The organism is Pseudomonas sp. PLB05 (assembly GCF_021106615.1).
GTDB lineage: Bacteria > Pseudomonadota > Gammaproteobacteria > Pseudomonadales > Pseudomonadaceae > Chryseomonas > Chryseomonas benzopyrenica.
The window spans coordinates 489,230-508,261 of record NZ_JAJOHO010000002.1; the positions used below are offsets into that span (position 1 = coordinate 489,230).

The window sequence follows — 19,032 nt, forward strand, 5'->3', positions numbered from 1 at the left end:
GGGAATCGCCATGAACAAACCTCAGCAGTCCTTCAAACCCTATCAAGGCCCCGCCGCCGGCTGGGGCGCCCTGAAGAGCGTGGTGCACTTCTGGCTCGACAGCGGCAACGCCTTCAAGAATCTGCGTACGCTGCTCAAGACCAACCAGGACCACGGCTTCGACTGCCCCGGCTGTGCCTGGGGCGAGGCGCCGGAAAACGGCCTGGTGAAGTTCTGCGAGAACGGCGCCAAGGCGGTCAACTGGGAGGCTACCAAGCGCCGTGTCGACGCCGCCTTCTTCGCTCGCCACAGCGTGACCTCGCTGCAGGAGCAGAGCGACTACTGGCTCGAATACCAGGGCCGGCTGACCGAGCCGCTGCGCTATGACGCGGCCACCGATCGCTATGTGCCCATCGCCTGGGACGCCGCCTTCGCGCTGATCGCCAAGGAGCTCAAGGCCCTGGCCAGCCCCGACGAAGCCGAGTTCTATACCTCGGGTCGCGCTAGCAACGAGGCGGCCTTCCTTTACCAGCTGTTCGTGCGCGCCTATGGCACCAACAATTTCCCCGACTGCTCGAACATGTGCCACGAGGCCAGCGGCGTCGGCCTGGGCCGCAGCATCGGCGTCGGCAAGGGCACCGTGACCTATCATGACCTGGACGAGGCCGATGCCATCTTCGTCATCGGCCAGAATCCGGGCACCAACCACCCGCGCATGATCGAGACCCTGCGCAACGCGGTGAAGCGCGGTGCCCAGGTGGTCTGCTTCAACCCGCTCAAGGAGCGTGGCCTGGAGCGCTTCCAGCATCCGCAGAATCCGCTGGAGATGCTCACCAACGACTCGCGGCCGACCAACACCGCCTATTTCCGTCCGGCTCTGGGCGGTGACATGGCGGCGCTGCGCGGCATCGCCAAGTACCTCCTGCAGTGGGAGCGCGAGGCCGCTGCCAAGGGCGCCAAGCGTATCTTCGACCATGAGTTCATCGCCGCCCATACCCTCGGCATGGACGACTACCTGGCCCAGGTCGACGCCACCTCCTGGGAGCTGATCGAGCGCCAGTCGGGGCTGTCGCTGCACGAGATCGAGCAGGCCGCGCGCATGTATGCCCGCGCCGAGAAGGTCATCATCTGCTGGGCCATGGGCATCACCCAGCACCGCCATTCGGTGGCCACGGTGCAGGAGATCGCCAACCTGCAGCTGCTCTGCGGCCAGATCGGCAAGCCCGGCGCCGGTCTCTGCCCAGTGCGCGGCCACAGCAACGTCCAGGGCGACCGCACCATGGGCATCGACGAGAAGGCCCCGGCCTGGCTCAGCGATGCCCTGGCCAAGCGCTTCGCCTTCGAACCGCCGCGCAATCGCGGTCACAACACCGTGGAGGCCATCGCCGCCATGGAGCAGGGGCAGGCCAAGGTCTTCATCGCCCTGGGCGGCAACTTCGCCCAGGCCACCCCGGACACCCCACGCACCCACAAGGCGCTGCGCAAGTGCCGGCTGACCGTGCACATCGCCACCAAGCTCAACCGCAGCCACCTGGTGACCGGTCAGCAGGCGCTGATCCTGCCCTGCCTGGGTCGCACCGAGATGGATGTGCAGAAGGGCGGCAAGCAGGCCATCACCGTGGAAGACAGCTTCAGCATGGTGCATGCCTCCGCCGGCATCCTGCGGCCGCTGTCGGCGCAGATGAAGTCCGAGCCGGCCATCGTCGCCGGTCTGGCCAAGGCCGTGCTGGGTAACCATCCGGTGGATTGGGACTGGCTGATCGAGGACTACGACCGCATCCGCGACCTGATCGCCGACGTCATCCCTGGCTTCCAGGACTTCAATGCCCGCCTGGCCACCCCCGGTGGCTTCTACCTGGGCAACAAGGCCGGTCGCCGGGAGTGGAATACCGCCACTGGCAAGGCCAACTTCGCCGCCAATGCGCTGCTGCATGACCTGTTGCCGGACGCGGTCCGCCGCCAGGGCGTGAAGCCGGACCTGATCCTGCAGACCATGAGATCCCATGACCAGTACAACACCACCATCTACAGCCTGGATGACCGCTATCGCGGCGTGAAGGGCCAGCGCGACGTGGTCTTCGTCAACCAGGCCGATCTGGATCGCCTGGGCGTGGCGGCCGGCGAGAAGGTGGATCTGGTCGCCCTGTGGGACGACGGCATCGAGCGCCGGGTCCGCGGCTTCACCGCGCTGCCGTTCGACATCCCGGTCGGCCAGGCTGCCGGCTACTACCCGGAAACCAACCCGCTGGTGCCCCTGGAGAGCTATGGCGAGGGCAGCTTCACGCCCACTTCCAAGTTCGTCGCCATCAAGGTCGAAAAGGCCAGCGCCGGCAACCGCATCGCCTCGGTGGCCTGACCGGGGTAGGCTGTCCTCTCGGAGAGCCTGTCCAAAGTCTCGCGAGTTAGAGCCAAACAGGGCCTAGGCGGCCCCGCGAAAAGACTAGGCGGTCCTGCGAAAATAGCTGAGGAAGCGGATCGGGCCTGCGCTCGGGTTTACGAATAGTAAAGGAGCATTCCGACGGGGCTGGCCTTCCAGGCCACTTTCAACGCGGTTTGGCCGACGCGCAGCAGCCTTTGAAAAGGCTCGGAGGGAAGGGCGGCCGTGCAGCGCATCCGCCCCGCGGCCTTTCGCCGGCGTCTGGCGACCAAGGGCTGGCTCGAGCGTCGGTCGCGGTTTCAGGTGCAGGCCCCCTGACCGCGACCGCGGACTCGACCTAGCTGACCTTGAAACGTCCCGCCAACTCCTGCAGCTGCAGACTCAGGCGCGCCAGTTCGCCGCTGGAGCGGGCGGTTTCCTCGCTGGCGGTGGCGGTCTGGTCGGTCACCTCATGCACCTTGACCATGCTGCGGCTGATGTCTTCGCCGACGGCGCTCTGCTGTTCCACTGCGGCAGCGATTTGCTCGTTCATGGTCTCGATCTCGCCCACCGCAGTGCTGACGCTGCCGAGCACGGCCCCTGCCTGGCGCGTCAAGGCGACGCTGTTGTCGGTCAACTGGATGTTGCGCTCCAGGGCGGCGGTCATCTGGTCGGTACTGCCGTGCAGACTGGCGATCAGGCCGGCGATCTCGTCGGTGGAGGAACGGGTGCGCTGGGCCAGGCCGCGTACCTCGTCGGCCACCACGGCAAAGCCGCGACCGGCCTCACCCGCACGGGCGGCCTCGATGGCGGCGTTGAGCGCCAGCAGATTGGTCTGCTCGGCAACCGCCTTGATCACGTCCAGCACGCCATTGATGCGATCGGCGTCCTGCTTGAGCGATTCCATGGTGTCCTGAGTGGTGTTCACCTCCTGGGCCAGGGCTTCGATCTGGGTAATGACCTGATTGACCATGGTGTCGCCGTCGCGGGTCTTGCGCGTGGCATCCCGAGCCGAGTGGGAGGCCAGTCCGGCATTGCGGGCCACCTCGCCGATGGTGGCGCTCATCTGCTGCATGGCAGTGGCGATCTGCTCGGTCTCGATCTTTTGCGCCGTGGCGCCGGCGCGGGTCTGCTGGGTGATGGCGGAAAGCTCCTCGGCGGCGCTGGCCATCTGCACCACGCCATCGCGCAGTTCGCTGATCAGGGCGCGCAGATTCCCGGTCATGCGTTGCATGGTGCTCTGGAGCATGCCGAGTTCGTCCTGACGCGTGACCGCGACCTGTACGGTCAGATCGCCGCTGGCGACCTGTTCGGCCAGGCGTATCGTCTCGCGCAAGGGAGTCACGATGGATCGGGTGATGATCCAGGCGGTGGCCAGGCTCAGGGTGATGATGGCGAGTAGCCAACCCAGTAGCGAATACCTGGCGTTGCTCATGTCGGCCTGGCGTAACTCGCTTTGGACGTTCTTAAGCTCGTTGGAGATATCCAGCAGCTTTTGGATGCTCTGGTCGAGTCCCTGGCGCACTTCGGTCACCTTCGCCTGCAGGTCGACCTGCTGCGCGAAGTAGCGGGCATAGGCGTCGAGCTGGCTCTGTAGTGCCTGGAATTGCTCGGCAGGTACGTAGATCATCACGTCCTGCAGCTCAGTCCTGGCCTGATCGAGGCTCTGGTTGACGCGCTGCTGCTGAGCGGCACTGGGAGCGGCTCTATAGGAACGTAATTCCAGGCGCATCTTCTGACTGGCGGCGAAGAGTTCGCTGAGTTGCTGCTGGGCTGCCACCTGTTCCGTCTCTTGCTTGGCGTGCAACAGCGACTTGAGGCTCTCGGTAAGGTCATCGCCGATCTTGGTTCCTGCCTCGCGACTTTTGCCCTGCTCCGCTGACAGGCTCACTCGGGTCTGCTGCAAGGCCCGATACCGCTTGAGCAACTCTTCTGCCTGTTGAGTGAGTTGTTGATTCCGCAGGACTTTGGAGCCTGCGCCGATGCTCTGCAATTCGTCCGCGAAAAGATTGGTGACTTTTAACCACTGGTTCGCCTGCTCGGGCGTATCGTCGAGAGAGAACGCCTGGCCTTCGATTCGCATGTCCCGACTATAGAAACCCAGCTGATCGATGGACTCGATGCGGGTGCTGCGTCGATTCAGCGACTCGATACCACTCCAGCCGCTATAGGCGACAAGTAGCGTAGGGATGATGAGCAAGGCAAAGCCCAGGAACAGCTTCGAGCGGACACTGATATTTTTCAATTGCATGGCGAGACCCTGGCCGCACTACCGCGGTCACTGAAAAGTAAGGTATTAAGCGATTGAATGAAGATGGAAATTGCCAACCCTGTCAACAAGTTATTTATTTAGTATAATTATTTATGAATAGTTTCGTTTCCGCATCAAGGCCTGAACTGCCGCCATTAGAAATGACTCAATGAATATAAGTAGTTATCTGGATTTGAATGTTCAGTGGTAAATATTTTTAATTCAAAGGTATTACTAGATTGAGTCGGATTTCCCAGCTCTGGAAGGTTGAGAATGACCGGGCGATGGTTGGCGCGAGTCCGGCGAGTCCCTGACTCGGGGCTGCTGCCAGGTGGGGTCAGGATGTCCGCTGCAGCGAAGCTGACCGAACCCTGCCGGAGGGTTAGACTCCATAGAGGAGATTAGGCTTACCCTTTCCGGCCAGGAGTCCCATGTCCACCACGGACCGTCGCCGCGCCTTCATCCGTCATCCGGGCTTTTCGCGGCTGTTCGCGCCCGGTCGCCTGACTCTGGGCTTTCTGCTGCCGCTGGAAGGCTATCCCGATGACCCCATGCCGACCCTACGCGACCATGCCCGGCTGGCGCGGCTGGCCGACCAGTTGGGCTTCGCTGCACTCTGGGCGCGCGATGTGCCCTTCTATGACCCGGGCTTCAACGATGCCGGCCAGGTGTTCGAGCCCTTCACCTATCTCGGCTACTTGGCCGGTATCACCCAGCACCTCACGCTGGCCACCGGCAGCGCCGTCATCACCCTGCGCCATCCGCTGCACCTGGCCAAGATGGCGGCCTCGGTCGATCAGCTGAGCGATGGTCGGCTGGTGCTGGGGGTGGCGTCCGGCGATCGCCCGGTGGAATATCCGGCCTTTGGCCTGGAAAGCGAATTCGAGCGCCGGGGCGAGCGCTTTCGCGATGCCTTTGAGATGTTCCGCCTGGCCGGCGAGACGAATTTTCCCCTGGGTGAATTCCGCCGTTTCGGCGATCTGCAGGGGCAGGCCGATCTGGTGCCCAAGCCGGTGCACGGTCGCATTCCGGCGCTGGTGACCGGGCGTAGTCGGCAAACGGTGGACTGGATCGCCGCCAAGGCCGATGGTTGGTTCTATTACTTCGTGCCGGTCGAACACGTCCCCGCGCTGACCCGGGTCTGGCGCGAGGCGCTGGACGAGATCGGCGGGCGCGAATTGTTCAAGCCCTTCGCCCAGGGGCTGTTCTTCGAACTGGCCAGCGATCCGGCCCAGCCGCCACGGCCCATCCATGCCGGGCTGTCCTGTGGACGCCGGGCGTTGGTGGACTACCTCGCCCAGTTGCAGGAGGCAGGCGTCAATCACCTGGCTCTAAACCTGCGTCCCTCCCGGCGTCCGGCCAGCGAGGTCGTCCAGGAACTGGGCGAATTCGTGCTGCCGCATTTTCCCTCCCTGCAGTAGTAAGCGCCGCCCGGGTGTGAAGCCAGGTAACACTTGCCGGGCTAACGATTTCCTCCTGATGCCGGATTCCCCTATGCCAGGGGTTCAACCCGGTCGCACCCCTTGGCCTGATCTCTGCATAGTTTTGCGATCTGTTACCCGCCTGCTGGTGCAACCGGATCGACGGTAGAGCCTCAAGGGTTGCACTTAGTTGCACTTTTATTTCGAGCGGCGCTAAGCTGCGCCGAATTTCGATGCCTTCTTGCTTGAGGACCTGCGCATGGCCACCACCACTACCCTGGGCGTAAAGCTCGACGAAGCCACCCGCGATCGCCTCAAGGAAGCGGCACGTCGTATCGATCGGACACCTCACTGGCTGATCAAGCAGGCTATCTATACCTATCTGGAAACCCTGGAAAGCGGCGCGAGCCTGGCCGATCTGCAGGGCATCGCCCAGCGCCTGGCCGAGGGCGACAACGAAGCCGTCGAGGCCCTGGCCGATCCGGTCTACCAGCCCTTCCTGGAATTCGCCGAAAGCATCCTGCCGCAATCGGTGCTGCGCTCGGCCATCACCGCCGCCTATCGCCGGCCGGAAGAGGAACTACTGCCGCTGCTGCTGGAGCAGGCGCGCCTACCGGCAGCCCAGGCCAAGGCTACCCATGAACTGGCCCACCGCATCGCCGAGAAGCTGCGCAATGCCAAGGGTGCAACCGGGCGCTCTGGAATGGTGCAGAGCCTGCTCCGCGAGTTCTCGCTGTCGTCCCAGGAAGGCGTGGCCCTGATGTGCCTGGCCGAAGCCCTGCTACGCATCCCCGACAAGGGCACCCGCGATGCCCTGATCCGCGACAAGATCAGCACCGGCAACTGGCAGCCGCACCTGGGCAACAGCCCCTCGCTGTTCGTCAACGCCGCCACCTGGGGCCTGCTGCTGACCGGCCGCTTGGTCTCGACCCATAACGAAGCCGGCCTCACCAGTTCGCTCAATCGCCTCATCGGCAAGAGCGGCGAGCCGGTGATCCGCAAGGGCGTGGACATGGCCATGCGCCTGATGGGCGAGCAGTTCGTCACCGGCGAGACCATCGCCGAGGCCCTGGCCAACGCCAGCAAGTTCGAGGCGAAGGGCTTCCGCTACAGCTACGACATGCTGGGCGAAGCCGCCTTGACCGAGGCCGACGCCCGCCGCTACCTGGCCTCCTACGAGCAGGCCATCCACTCCATCGGCAAGGCCTCCCACGGCCGTGGCATCTATGAAGGCCCGGGCATCTCCATCAAGCTGTCGGCCCTGCATCCGCGCTACAGCCGCGCCCAGTACGACCGGGTGATGAGCGAGCTCTATCCGCGCCTGCTGGAGCTGACTCTGCTGGCCAAGCGTTACGACATCGGCCTGAACATCGACGCCGAGGAAGCCGATCGCCTGGAGATCTCCCTGGATCTGCTGGAGCGCCTGTCCTTCGAGCCGCAGCTGGCCGGCTGGAACGGCATCGGCTTCGTCATCCAGGCCTACCAGAAGCGCTGCCCGCTGGTGATCGACTATTTGATCGACCTGGCCCGCCGCAGTCGTCGCCGCCTGATGATCCGCCTGGTCAAGGGCGCCTACTGGGACAGCGAGATCAAGCGCGCCCAGGTGGAAGGCCTGGAGGGCTATCCGGTCTATACCCGCAAGGTCTACACCGACGTGGCCTACCTGGCCTGTGCGCGCAAGCTGCTGGCCGCGCCGGAAGCCATCTACCCGCAATTCGCCACCCACAACGCCCACACCCTGGCGGCCATCTATCAGCTCGGCGGGCAGAACTACTACCCCGGTCAGTACGAATTCCAGTGCCTGCACGGCATGGGCGAGCCGCTGTACGAGCAGGTGGTGGGCAGCGTCAAGGACGGCAAGCTGGCGCGCCCGTGCCGCATCTATGCTCCGGTGGGCACCCACGAGACGCTGCTGGCCTACCTGGTCCGCCGCCTGCTGGAAAACGGCGCCAACACCTCCTTCGTCAACCGCATCGCCGACCACTCCATCTCCCTGGACGAGCTGGTAGCCGATCCGGTGGTGCAGATCGAGCAGCAGTCCACCAACGAAGGCGGCATCGGCCTGCCGCATCCGCGCATTCCCCATCCGAGTGCCCTGTACGGCGCCGAGCGCTGCAATTCCAGCGGTCTGGACCTGTCCAGCGAACACCGCCTGGGTTCGCTGTCCGCTGCGCTGCTGGCCAGTGGCAACACCGCCTGGGAGGCGCGTCCGCTGCTGGGTCGCGCCAGTGAGCCGTCGATTCCGCAGCCGGTGCTCAACCCGGCCGATCGCCGCGACCGCGTCGGTCAGGTCAGCAACGCCACCCGCGCCGATGTTGACATCGCCCTGGAAGAAGCCCTGGCCGCCGCGCCCATCTGGCAATCCACCCCGCCCGAGCAGCGCGCCGCCGCCCTGGATCGTGCCGCCGAACTGATGGAGGCGCAGATCCAGCCGCTGATGGGCCTGCTGGTGCGCGAAGCCGGCAAGACCTACGCCAACGCCATCGCCGAGGTACGCGAGGCAGTGGACTTCCTGCGCTATTACGCTGCCCTGGTGCGTCGCGACTTCGCCAACGACAGCCACCGCCCGCTGGGTCCGGTGGTCTGCATCAGTCCCTGGAACTTCCCCCTGGCCATCTTCAGCGGCCAGATCGCCGCGGCCCTGGCCGCTGGCAACACCGTGCTGGCCAAGCCGGCCGAGCAGACCCCGCTGATCGCGGCCCAGGCCGTGCGCCTCCTGCTGGAAGCCGGCATCCCCGAAGGCGTGCTGCAGCTGCTGCCGGGTGAGGGCTCCACCATCGGCGCCGCCCTGGTCAACGATGTGCGGGTCAAGGGCGTGATGTTCACCGGCTCCACCGAGGTGGCCCAGATCCTGGCGCGCAACATCGCCGGACGCCTGGACGCCCAGGGCCGGCCGATCCCGCTGATCGCCGAAACCGGCGGCCAGAACGCCATGATCGTCGACTCCTCGGCGCTGGCCGAGCAGGTGGTAGCCGATGTGGTCGCCTCCGCCTTCGACAGCGCCGGTCAGCGTTGCTCGGCCCTGCGCGTGCTCTGCGTACAGGAGGACGTGGCCGATCGCGTACTGGAAATGCTCAAGGGCGCCATGGCCGAATGCCGCCTGGGCAACCCGGAGAACCTGGCCATCGACATCGGCCCGGTGATCGACGGCGAGGCCAAGGCCACCATCGACAAGCACATCCAGGCCCTGCGCGGCAAAGGTCGTCGGGTGCACCAGGGTGGACGGGTGGAAGGCGATGCCATCCACCGCGGCACCTTCGTCATGCCCACCCTGATCGAGCTGGAGAGCCTGGCCGAGCTGGGGCGCGAGGTCTTCGGGCCGGTGCTGCACGTGGTGCGCTATGGCCGCAAGGACCTGGACAAGGTCATCGACCAGATCAACGCCACCGGCTACGGCCTGACCTTTGGCGTCCACACCCGCATCGACGAGACCATCGCCAAGGTGGTGGAGCGCGCCCATGCCGGCAACCTCTACGTCAACCGCAACATGGTCGGTGCGGTGGTCGGAGTGCAGCCCTTCGGTGGCGAAGGCCTTTCCGGTACCGGCCCTAAGGCCGGTGGTCCGCTATACCTCTATCGCCTGCTCAGCACCCGTCCGGATGGCGATCCGGCCGTGGCCCTGGCCAAGGGCAGTACCGGCGAGACTGAATGGCAGGTGCGCGATGCCCTGCGTCAACAGGCCGGCAATCCGCTGGGCGCTCTGCATGACTGGGCCAAGCAACAGGGCCTGGGCGAGTTGGAGCAGGCCTGCCTGAGATTCGCCGAGGAGTCCCTGAGCGGCCTGACCCGCCTGCTGCCCGGCCCGACCGGTGAGCGCAACAGCTACAGCCTGCTGCCGCGCAGCCGAGTACTGTGCCTGGCGGCAGACGAAAGCGATCTGCTGCTACAGCTGGCGGCGGTCATGGCAGTAGGCAGCACCGCGCTGGTCGAGGAGGCGCATAAGGCCACCCTGAATCGTTTGCCGCAAGCAGTGCGGTCGCGGGTGCAGGTAGCCGCCGACTGGCGCAAGGATGAAGTCGCCTTCGAGGCGGTCCTGCACCATGGTGACTCCGACCAGCTGCGCCAGGTCTGCCAGTTGGTAGCCAAGCGTAACGGCCCCATCGTCGGCGTCCAGGGCCTGGCCCGCGGCGAGACCGCCATTCCGCTGGAGCGCCTGCTCATCGAGCGCGCCCTGAGCGTGAATACGGCAGCGGCCGGCGGTAATGCCAGTCTGATGACCATCGGCTAAGGGATCGTCGGGCTGGGCTGAATGCAGCGAAGTCCGACGTTCGTGTAGCCGTTGGGCTGCGACGATGGAGCTGTCCCAGCCCAACCTATCAGAGCACATCCGTAGGTTGGGTTGAGCGCAGAAGCCCAATGATCAGCCTAGTTGTCGGGGTGCTCGAACTCATACCTTGGGTTAGGGTGAGCGCAACAAAAAGCCCAGCATGTCAGTGCTGGGCTTTTTGCTTTTTGGACTGTCCTGGCGTAGCCGGGACAATCTCTGGCCACGCATTGGTTGCCAGCCGTCAGTATTGTGCCCCGTACCCCTCCGGCTCCACCGGAAAGCCGCCGTCGTTGGCGGCGATCAGCTTGTTCAGGCGTACCGGGATGGCCTTGGCCGCCGGCACCTTGCTGCCTTCGGCATGGTGCCAGAGCGGAATCAGGGCATTGCATTCCGGGTAATAGCCACCGCAGGCGCCTTCCGGGATGTTGTAGGGCGTGACCCGCAGCGGCCCTACCTCACGACGCACGCCGTCATCGGCCACCGTCGACACCTGCACCTTGTCGCCTTCGGCCAGGCCCAGGCGTTCGATGTCGTTGCGATTCATCAGGAGCACCGCGCGGGTGCCCTTCACGCCGCGGAAACGATCGTGATAGCCATAGATGGTGGTGTTGAACTGGTCGTTGCTGCGCAACGTCATCAGGGTGAGGACGTCACGCCCGCTGGCAGGCATGTCCGGATCTGCATCCAGGCTGCGCGGCACGATGAGATTGGCCTTGCCAGTCTCGGTCTTCCACTCGCGCTTGGCCGCCGGCAGCGGTCGATGGAAGCCGCCCACCTCCCACATCCTGGCATTGAAGTCGTGGAAGATCTCCGGGAAGGAGAGGGCGATCTCGTCGCGGATCAGCGCATAGTCGGCCACCCAGGCATCCCAGGTGACCTTGGGGTTGTCTGGCAGGGTGGCCTTGGCCAGGCCAGCGACGATGGCCGACTCGGACAGCAGGTCACCTTCAGGCGGCTCGGCCACGCCGCGCCAGCCGTGGATGCAGCCGGTGCTGTCCTCGGTGCTGTGAGCCTGCTCCACGCCATTCTGGCGATCGATTTCGGTACGCCCCAGGCAGGGCAGCAGATAGGCCTTGTCCGCTGGGACGAGGTGATTGCGATTGAGCTTGGTGGCGATCTGTACCGACAGGCGCAGGGTGCGCCAGGCCGGTTCCATCAGGCTGGTCTCGGGAATGGCGCGCAGGAAGTTGCCGCCCAGGCCGATGAAGGCCTTTACCGAACCATCGAGGATGCCTTCGCAGGCCTCCACGGTGTTGCGGCCCTTGTCCTGCGGCGGGGTGAAGCCGAAGCGCTCGCCGAGCTGCTTCAGCGGCGCCAGTTCCGGTTTCTCGGTGATGCCCACGGTGCGCTGACCCTGAACATTGGAATGGCCGCGCACCGGGCAGATGCCGGCACCGGGTTTGCCGATGTTGCCGCGCATGAGCAGCAGGTTGGTCAGCATCTGGATGGTTTCCACACCATGGCGATGCTGGGTCAGCCCCATGCCATAGATGCCGATGACCTTCTGGCGACGGCCATAGACGGCGGCAGCCGCTTCCAGCGCGCTGCGGGTCAGACCCGACTGGCGCTCCAGTTGCGGCCATTCCTGACGCTGCAGCCACTCGCAGAACTCGGCGAAGCCATGGCAGTGCTCGGCGATGAAGGCATGATCTAGCACTGCGGGCTGGCCCTGCTCGCGAGCCAGGTCATCGGCGGTCAGCAGCGCCTTGCACATGCCGGCGAGGGCGGCGATGTCGCCACCCGGCTTGAGCTGATGGTACTGGGTGCTGATCTGGGTGGGGTGATCGGTCAGCATCTCCACCGGCGACTGCGGATTGACGAAGGTCTCCAGGCCACGCTCGCGCAGGGGATTGAAGGTGATGATGGGCGCGCCGCGTTTGCGTGCTTCCTGCAGGTCATGCAGCATCCGCGGGCTGTTGCTGCCGGGATTCTGGCCAAAGAACAGCAGGCAGTCGGCCTGATCGAAATCGTTGAGGGTCACGGTGCCCACGGTCACGCCGATGCTCTTGGGCAGGGCTACCGAGGTGCTCTCGTGACACATGTTGGAACTGTCCGGCAGATTGTTGGTGCCGTACAGGCGGGCATAGAGCTGATAGAGGTAGGAGGTCTCCAGCGCCGCGCGACCCGAGGCGTAGAAGATCACCGAATCCGGATCCAGGGCCTTGAGCTCGGCGCCGATGTCGGCGAAGGCTTCAGCCCAGCTCACCGGCCGATAGCGGTCGCTGGCGGCGTCGTAGCGCAGGGGGTGGGTCAGGCGTCCGACTTCTTCCAGATCGTAGTCGCGCCAGCCGCGCAGTTCGGTGAGGGAATGACCGGCAAAGAACTCCGGTCCGCACCTCTTGCTGGTGACCTCCCAGGCGGTGGCCTTGGCGCCGTTCTCGCAGAATTCCAGTGGGTGAGGCTTGCCGGGCTTGGCCCAGGCGCAACTCACGCAGGCGAAGCCGCCATGCTTGTTCTGCCGGGTCAGCAGGGCACCGGATTTGAGCGGCACCCGCTCGCGCAAGACGATCTCGGTCACCGAGCGCGCCGAGCCCCAACCACCGGAGGGCGCGTCGTAGCGTTCAACCTTGGGTTTGCCGATCTTGCTCATGGTGCGCCTCGTGTGACGGTCTGGCGATGTGCCTGTAGGTCATGGGACGGCGCGTCTGGCAGTAAGGTTCTGGCGGTCAGCCAGGCGGTGCGGCGAAGCCCAGCTGGCGCCAGCCTTCGTAGACGGCCACGGCCACGGTGTTGGACAGATTGAGGCTGCGGCGATTGGGCAGCATGGGCAGGCGCAGCCGCTGTTCGGGCGGCAGGGACTCCAGCACCTCGGTCGGCAGACCGCGACTTTCCGGGCCGAACAGCAGGGCGTCGCCCGGCGCATAGGCGATCTCGGTGAAGGGATGGCTGGCCTTGGTGGTGAAGGCCAGCAGTCGGGGTGGCTGCAAATCTGCTATACAGGCCGCGAGGCTGGCATGGGTCCGCACGCTGGACCACTCGTGGTAGTCCAGGCCGGCGCGGCGCAATTTCTTGTCGTCCAGCGCAAAGCCCAGCGGCTCGATCAGATGCAGGCGGCAGCCGGTGATGGCGCACAGGCGAATGACGTTGCCGGTATTGGGCGGAATTTCCGGTTGGTAGAGGATGATGTCGAACATGAAGGGCAGGGCGCCTGGCAAAGCGCCTATGGTACTGCGCCGCCGTCGCGCCGTCGCGAGCGGGGTAGGGCGATGAACCTCTGGCGCCGGCTGGTCGACTGGCTGTTGCGCGAACAGCGTGCCCGCCGGGAGGAATTGGCGCGGGTGGAGGATCCCGAACTGCTCAAGGCCGAATGGCGCGGCCAGCGCCAGCGCCTGACCCTTTGGCTGGCTTCGGCGGCCCTGGGCGCCGGCCTGTTCGGCATGATCATCGGCCAGCTGGTGTACCAGCGTACTCATCCCGATCCCTGGTCGTCCGAGGCCCGCCGCCCGGTCATCCTGGGGGTGGACAGTCGCCAGGAAGCCGGCCGCTTCGAATTGCTGATCACCGCCGATCGCTCGCTGTTCTACGAACGCTATCGCCCCGACGGCGCCCTCAGCCTGCGTCTGCCCCGGGCCCGCTGGGACGGTGGCGAACGCCAGGGACGAGTGGTACGACCGGGCGGCAGCTTTTCCTGGGCGGTACGCCAGGACGGACAGGACCTGAAGATTTTGCTGGTAGGCGTCGGCGGCGCCCTGCAGGCCAGCGATCGTATCGTCGAGGAAGGCGAGGACTGGGTGCTCCACGTCGAGGTCCCACTGACCCCTTGAAATGCCCCGTTATCAGGCAAGAGGCTGGCTGTTTGCACCAGAGCGGAACGGGGTGGGGTGCCGGGTTGCCTTGGTGCTTCGGCTGCCATTGCCAATCCCATGGGCTTGGCCGTGGGGTGAAAAGCGCTCTAGCCTGGGGTTTGCGATTTTTCACGGACGAAAAAAAGAGGCCGTCACAGTGGGTGATGGCCTCGAGAAGAAAAGAGGGGATTCCCCAGCCTGCCTGTACCGAGGTCCCCAAAAGGGTAGTTAACTAGGGTATTGCAGGAGGTGTGCCAAGTTTTGGTTTGGGTGTTTTGGGGGGCTTTGTTACCTGGGTTGAGCGTTAGCGAAGCCCAAACGTCTCGGGTTCGGGCTTAAGGCTGCCTCAGCTGATTATCGCAGTCTGCTGATCGTTTTATTTTCGCCCCCCTCGGGCGAGTCACTTTTGCCAGTCGCGGCTACGCGCCCCGGACAAAAGTAACCAAAAACGCTGTCCCCACGTTTCGGCCCTCCGCTGCGCTCCGGGGGCACGGCACGAAGGGGCCTCCTGCCCCTCGCGCCTTGCTCGGCGTCCTGCCTCGCATCCCCCCTCCGCGACACCTGCACTCGGCCTCACTGACGGGGACGGGGCGCCAGCCTGAGAGTTCGGAGTTCAGGGGGGGGCGTAGCGTGGAAAACCGCGCAGCGTTTTCCACTGTTGGGCACCGACACCATCAGTGGACAAGGCTTCGCCCTTGTCCACGCTATGAGTCGCTTCCGTTTCTTCAACCAACACTTTCAGTCTGGCGAGTCGCCCCGTTCAGGAGGGCGAACGCCAGTGTCATGGAGTGGGTCGAGCCGCATGGATGCGGCGAGAGGCCTAACGGGCCATGGACGGCCCGTGTAGGCCGACCCCGGAACGGCGCTGGTGTGAGCGAACCCGGAGCGCAGCGGAGGGCCGGATGGTCGGGGCAAGCGTTTTTGCTTACTTTTGTCCGGGGCGCGCAGCCGCGACTGAAAAAAGTGAGTCGCCCGAGTGGGCGAAAAAAGAGCTACCAGCAAAACACGATAAGCAGCTAAGGCACCGATATGAAGTTCAAGCCTGGCAATGTTGGGCTTCGCTTACGCTCAGCCCAACCTACGGCACGGTAGAGAGCCTCGGTCCTCCCCCTCTTCATCCGGCCCGTCCACCTTCATGCCCAGCTCCTTGATCTTGCGGGTCAGGGTGTTGCGGCCCCAGCCGAGCAGGACGGCGGCGTCGCGGCGGCGGCCGGCGGTGTGCTTGAGGGCGGTCTCGATCATGATGCGCTCGAAGGCCGGCACGGCGTTGTCCAGCAGGCTGGACTGGCCGCGGGTAAGGGCCTGGTCGGCCCATTGGCGCAGCGCCTGTTCCCAGTTGGCGGCGGGGGCGGCGTCCTGGGGCTGGTTGAGCAGCTCCGGCGGCAGATCGTCGATCAGCACCTCGCGGCTGGAGGCCATTACCGTGATCCAGCGGCAGGTGTTCTCCAGCTGGCGCACGTTGCCCTGCCAGGGCAGGCCTTTCATGTACTCCTCGGTCTCGCCGCGCAGGGTCTTGGGCTCCACGGCCAGCTCCTGGGCGGCGCGGGCGAGGAAGTGGCGGGCGAGGGCGGGGATGTCCTCGCGGCGGTCGGCCAGGCGCGGAATGTGGATGCGTATGACATTGAGGCGGTGGAAGAGGTCTTCGCGGAACTTGCCCTCGCGCACCAGGCCTTCCAGGTTCTGGTGGGTGGCGGCGATGATGCGCACGTCCACCTTGACCGGGGTATGGCCACCGACGCGATAGAACTCGCCATCGGCCAGCACGCGCAGCAGGCGGGTCTGGGTGTCGGCCGGCATGTCGCCGATCTCGTCGAGGAACAGGGTGCCGCCATCGGCCTGCTCGAAGCGGCCCCGGCGCTGGGCGGCGGCGCCGGTGAAGGCGCCTTTCTCGTGGCCGAACAGCTCGGACTCCATCAGGTCCTTGGGGATGGCGGCCATGTTCAGGGCGATGAAGGGCGCGGCGGCACGCGGGCTGTGGCGGTGCAGGGCGTGGGCGACCAGCTCCTTGCCGGTACCGGATTCGCCATTGATCAGCACCGTGATGTTGGAGTGCGAGAGGCGGCCGATGGCGCGGAACACCTCCTGCATCGCCGGCGCCTCGCCGATGATCTCGGGGGTGCGGGTCAGGTGCGCCGGTTCGGCGAAGCCCTGCTGCTCCTGGGCGTGCTGCCCGGCGCGCTTGACCAGGGCCACGGCTTCGTCGACGTCGAAGGGCTTGGGCAGGTATTCGAAGGCGCCGCCCTGGTAGGAGGCCACGGCACTGTCCAGGTCGGAATGGGCGGTCATGATGATGACCGGCAGGCGCGGGTGCATCTCGCGGATGCGCGACAGCAGGTCCAGGCCACTGGTCCCCGGCATGCGGATGTCCGAGATCACCACGTCCGGTTGCTGGCGACCGAGGCGGGTCATGACGCTGTCGGCGCTGTCGAAGGCGACGGTGGTCATGCCTTCCTGTTGCAGGGCTTTTTCCAGGACCCAGCGGATGGAACGGTCGTCGTCGACGATCCAGACGGTCTCCTGACGGCTCATGCGTACTCCTCGTTATTCCAGCGGCAGGAAGATGCTGAAGGCGGTGTGGCCAGGATGGCTTTCACACTCGATCAGCCCCTGGTGCTGGGTGATGATGTTCTGGGTGATGGCGAGCCCGAGGCCGGTGCCGTCGGGGCGACCGCTGACCATGGGATAGAAGATGGTTTCCTGCAGGTCCTGGGGGATGCCCGGGCCGTTGTCGGTGATCTCCACCTTGCACACCAGACGATGGCGGTGGTGGCCGATGGTGAACTGGCGCAGGGTGCGGGTTCTCAGGGTGACCCTGCCCAGGCGCAGTTCGTTCTGCTGGGAGATGGCCTGCATGGCGTTGCGCACGATGTTGAGCACCGCCTGGATCATCTGCTCACGGTCGATCATCAGGTCGGGAATGCTCGGGTCGTAGTCGCGCACCAGGTTGATCAGTCCCTGGCTTTCCGCTTCCACCAGGCTGCAGACCCGTTCGAGCACCTCGTGCACATTGGTAACGGCCAGCTTGGGCAGCTTGTTGGAGCCGAGCATGCGGTCGACCAGATTCCGCAGCCGATCCGCTTCCTCGATGATGACGTTGGTGTAGTCCTTGAGCGCCTCTTCCGGCAGCTCGCGGGCCAGCAGCTGGGCCGCGCCGCGGATGCCACCGAGAGGATTCTTGATCTCGTGGGCCAGGCCGCGCACCAGCAGCTTGGTGGTCTCCTGCTTGGAGAGCTGGGCCTCTTCCTTGGTGATGCGCAGCAGCCGGTCACGCGGATGGACTTCCAGCAGCAGCAGGGTGTTGTGGCGATCCAGGATCGGGGTCACCGCATAGTCCACCGTGAGGCTGTTGCCCGAGGTGGAGATCAGCAGCGCCTCGCGCTTGGTGAAGGGATGGGCATGATCGACCGCCTGCCGCAGCGCCTGCAGGGCCTCGGGCGATTCGGTGAACAGCTCGCTGATGAACTGGCCATGGCTGCGCTGGCCACTGATGGCCAGGAGCATCTCGGCCGCCGGGTTCATGTACTCCAGGCGCAACTCTGCATCGAGCAGAATGACTGCGGTGGTGAGGTTGTCGAGCAGGAGTCGGTGAATGACGTCGGTAGGCATGAGGGGCCACAGCGCTATAGGGACGATGGGAAAATGCAAGAAGCAAACCAAGACGCCCCGAGTTAGGGCAGATGGCTGAAACGTGCACTAACAGCCGCCGCGCGACGGGCGGAACGAAACTGGATTTGTATCAAGATGGTGCACAATGAAAAAGCGCACCAAATAGGTGCGCTAGAGGAAGGGTAGCCAGGATTTCCAGGGTTCGGGCGGTTTCATGTCCAATGGGCATTCCGGCCGCTTGCCCCAGTCCTTGTCACTGCAGGGATGGGCACGGCGCTTCTGCTCCAGCGAGGGGCGGCGCAGATGGAAGGGCTGCGCCGGTGTCCGCTCCAGCACATTGCCGTCGGCGGCGAGGATCTCCGCCACCAGGCTATGGGTGCCACGATCCAGGTTGTCCAGGGGAAACACTGGACTGCGACCGACGCCGGCTTCCTTGTCATCCAGCAGCAGCCGGTAGCTGTGACCCGGCTGCAGCTCCGGTTCGCTGACCAGGCTGACGATGAGCTGCCCTTGCTGATCGATCACCGTAGCATCGGGCTCAGGTACCAGGATGCGCAGCATCTGGTAGCGGAAGGGCGCGGCCTTGGGCGTCCTGGCCACCGGTGCGGCCGGTGTCGGACTCAGCTTGCGGGTCGGCTGGCCCTGCTGATTGAGGTTGTTGGGCACCGTGATCGGCACCTGGGTCGCCTTGACGCCCTTGGGTGGCTGGTCGGTGTAGACCCGATTGCCGTCCTTGTCTACATAGCTGTAGACCGCCGCCTGGGCGGGCAGCAGCAGGCAGAGCAGAACCAGTGCCAGGAGCGCGCGCATCAGCGAGCCGGGCTGTTGACGCTGATGCGCTGCACGGTAACGGTCTTCTCGGCACTGGTCTGGATCACCTCGCCAGTGCCGGACAGCACCTGGGCGGCGAAGCGGTGCTCGCCGCGCTCCAGGTTGGCCACGCCGAAACGGGTGCTCTGACCGGGGCTGCCATAGGGGGCGCCGTCCACCAGCAGTTGCAGCGACTGCCCCGGGCCCAGGGCCGGTTCCACGGCTACCCCCACCGAGAAGGTGCCATTGTTGGCGCGGATGGCCTCGTCGTCGGGCACATTGACTTCCAGACGGCTGAAGGCCGGGCCGGCAGGGGTCGCCGCCGCGGGCGCACTGGGGATGGGCGGCGCCGGTCGTGGATTGTCCACGGTGTTGGTGGGCGCCACCTGCACCGGCTTGGCATTGGCCGAGGGCTGATCGCTGAATACCGTGTTGCCTTCGGCATCCACCGACTTGTAGATCGCGGCCTGGGCGGAGCAGGCGAGGCAGAGCAGACAGCAGGCAAGCAGGCGAGGCATGGCGGAATCTCGGCCGGGCGATGGAGATCAAGGGTAGCA

General features: G+C 65.2%; 11 protein-coding genes and 1 pseudogene. 4 read left to right on the forward strand and 8 right to left on the reverse strand.

Going from position 1 to position 19,032, the window contains the following annotated elements:
* Window positions 1–10 precede the first annotated feature (10 nt).
* Complete coding sequence (locus LRS53_RS08970) at window positions 11–2,335, forward strand: FdhF/YdeP family oxidoreductase (protein ID WP_231355667.1); 2,325 nt, start codon at window positions 11–13, stop codon at window positions 2,333–2,335.
* A gap of 358 nt (window positions 2,336–2,693) precedes the next feature.
* On the opposite strand, the gene LRS53_RS23845 is transcribed toward LRS53_RS08970, so the two are convergent.
* On the reverse strand, window positions 2,694–3,569 hold the full coding sequence (locus LRS53_RS23845; protein WP_442968505.1) for a methyl-accepting chemotaxis protein: 876 nt from the start codon (window positions 3,567–3,569) through the stop codon (window positions 2,694–2,696).
* A pseudogene (locus LRS53_RS23850) lies at window positions 3,552–4,586 on the reverse strand (methyl-accepting chemotaxis protein); the annotation flags it as partial. The pseudogene LRS53_RS23850 and the gene LRS53_RS23845, both read right to left, overlap by 18 nt.
* 431 nt (window positions 4,587–5,017) lie before the next feature.
* Here LRS53_RS23850 and LRS53_RS08980 point away from each other — a divergent pair.
* Both LRS53_RS08980 and putA read left to right on the forward strand, forming a co-directional pair.
* Window positions 5,018–6,007: an LLM class oxidoreductase gene (locus LRS53_RS08980; RefSeq protein WP_184289817.1), complete on the forward strand. Its 990-nt coding sequence runs from the start codon at window positions 5,018–5,020 to the stop codon at window positions 6,005–6,007.
* A gap of 259 nt (window positions 6,008–6,266) precedes the next feature.
* Window positions 6,267–10,235: a trifunctional transcriptional regulator/proline dehydrogenase/L-glutamate gamma-semialdehyde dehydrogenase gene (gene putA, locus LRS53_RS08985; protein WP_231355669.1), complete on the forward strand. Its 3,969-nt coding sequence runs from the start codon at window positions 6,267–6,269 to the stop codon at window positions 10,233–10,235.
* 280 nt (window positions 10,236–10,515) lie between these two features.
* Here the strand turns inward: putA and LRS53_RS08990 are convergent, their stop codons facing one another.
* Together LRS53_RS08990 and LRS53_RS08995 are read right to left on the reverse strand one after the other, a co-directional pair.
* A complete protein-coding gene (locus LRS53_RS08990) occupies window positions 10,516–12,864 on the reverse strand; it encodes an FdhF/YdeP family oxidoreductase (protein ID WP_231355670.1) in 2,349 nt (782 codons plus the stop codon).
* Between the two features lie 76 nt (window positions 12,865–12,940).
* Window positions 12,941–13,408, reverse strand: a complete 468-nt coding sequence (locus LRS53_RS08995) for a tRNA (cytidine(34)-2'-O)-methyltransferase (RefSeq protein ID WP_231355671.1) — start codon at window positions 13,406–13,408, stop codon at window positions 12,941–12,943.
* Window positions 13,409–13,480: 72 nt separating this feature from the next.
* Here LRS53_RS08995 and LRS53_RS09000 point away from each other — a divergent pair, with 72 nt between their 5' ends.
* Entirely contained in the window at window positions 13,481–14,038 is a 558-nt protein-coding gene (locus LRS53_RS09000) for a hypothetical protein (protein WP_231355672.1), read from the forward strand.
* Between the two features lie 1,089 nt (window positions 14,039–15,127).
* On the opposite strand, the gene ntrC is transcribed toward LRS53_RS09000, so the two are convergent.
* The 4 genes from ntrC to LRS53_RS09020 all read right to left on the reverse strand — a co-directional run bounded on the left by ntrC (window position 15,128) and on the right by LRS53_RS09020 (window position 18,993).
* The gene (ntrC, locus tag LRS53_RS09005) at window positions 15,128–16,588 is read right to left on the reverse strand and encodes a nitrogen regulation protein NR(I) (protein ID WP_231355673.1); all 1,461 of its coding nucleotides are present in this window, start codon (window positions 16,586–16,588) and stop codon (window positions 15,128–15,130) included.
* A 12-nt stretch (window positions 16,589–16,600) separates the two neighbouring features.
* Window positions 16,601–17,665, reverse strand: a complete 1,065-nt coding sequence (gene glnL, locus LRS53_RS09010; RefSeq protein WP_231355674.1) for a nitrogen regulation protein NR(II) — start codon at window positions 17,663–17,665, stop codon at window positions 16,601–16,603.
* A 171-nt stretch (window positions 17,666–17,836) separates the two neighbouring features.
* Entirely contained in the window at window positions 17,837–18,475 is a 639-nt protein-coding gene (locus tag LRS53_RS09015; RefSeq protein ID WP_231355675.1) for a DUF4124 domain-containing protein, read from the reverse strand.
* Window positions 18,475–18,993, reverse strand: a complete 519-nt coding sequence (locus LRS53_RS09020) for a DUF4124 domain-containing protein (RefSeq protein WP_160922016.1) — start codon at window positions 18,991–18,993, stop codon at window positions 18,475–18,477. Before LRS53_RS09020 ends, LRS53_RS09015 begins: the two co-directional genes overlap by 1 nt.
* Window positions 18,994–19,032 lie beyond the last annotated feature (39 nt).

What these genes read in the sequence shown, in the direction of transcription:
- LRS53_RS08970 (WP_231355667.1), top strand. Translation starts at nt 11, where the DNA reads ATGAACAAACCTCAGCAGTCCTTCAAACCCTATCAAGGCCCCGCCGCC.
- LRS53_RS23845 (WP_442968505.1), bottom strand. Translation starts at nt 3,569, where the DNA reads ATGCAACGCATGACCGGGAATCTGCGCGCCCTGATCAGCGAACTGCGC.
- LRS53_RS08980 (WP_184289817.1), top strand. Translation starts at nt 5,018, where the DNA reads ATGTCCACCACGGACCGTCGCCGCGCCTTCATCCGTCATCCGGGCTTT.
- putA (WP_231355669.1), top strand. Translation starts at nt 6,267, where the DNA reads ATGGCCACCACCACTACCCTGGGCGTAAAGCTCGACGAAGCCACCCGC.
- LRS53_RS08990 (WP_231355670.1), bottom strand. Translation starts at nt 12,864, where the DNA reads ATGAGCAAGATCGGCAAACCCAAGGTTGAACGCTACGACGCGCCCTCC.
- LRS53_RS08995 (WP_231355671.1), bottom strand. Translation starts at nt 13,408, where the DNA reads ATGTTCGACATCATCCTCTACCAACCGGAAATTCCGCCCAATACCGGC.
- LRS53_RS09000 (WP_231355672.1), top strand. Translation starts at nt 13,481, where the DNA reads ATGAACCTCTGGCGCCGGCTGGTCGACTGGCTGTTGCGCGAACAGCGT.
- ntrC (WP_231355673.1), bottom strand. Translation starts at nt 16,588, where the DNA reads ATGAGCCGTCAGGAGACCGTCTGGATCGTCGACGACGACCGTTCCATC.
- glnL (WP_231355674.1), bottom strand. Translation starts at nt 17,665, where the DNA reads ATGCCTACCGACGTCATTCACCGACTCCTGCTCGACAACCTCACCACC.
- LRS53_RS09015 (WP_231355675.1), bottom strand. Translation starts at nt 18,475, where the DNA reads ATGCGCGCGCTCCTGGCACTGGTTCTGCTCTGCCTGCTGCTGCCCGCC.
- LRS53_RS09020 (WP_160922016.1), bottom strand. Translation starts at nt 18,993, where the DNA reads ATGCCTCGCCTGCTTGCCTGCTGTCTGCTCTGCCTCGCCTGCTCCGCC.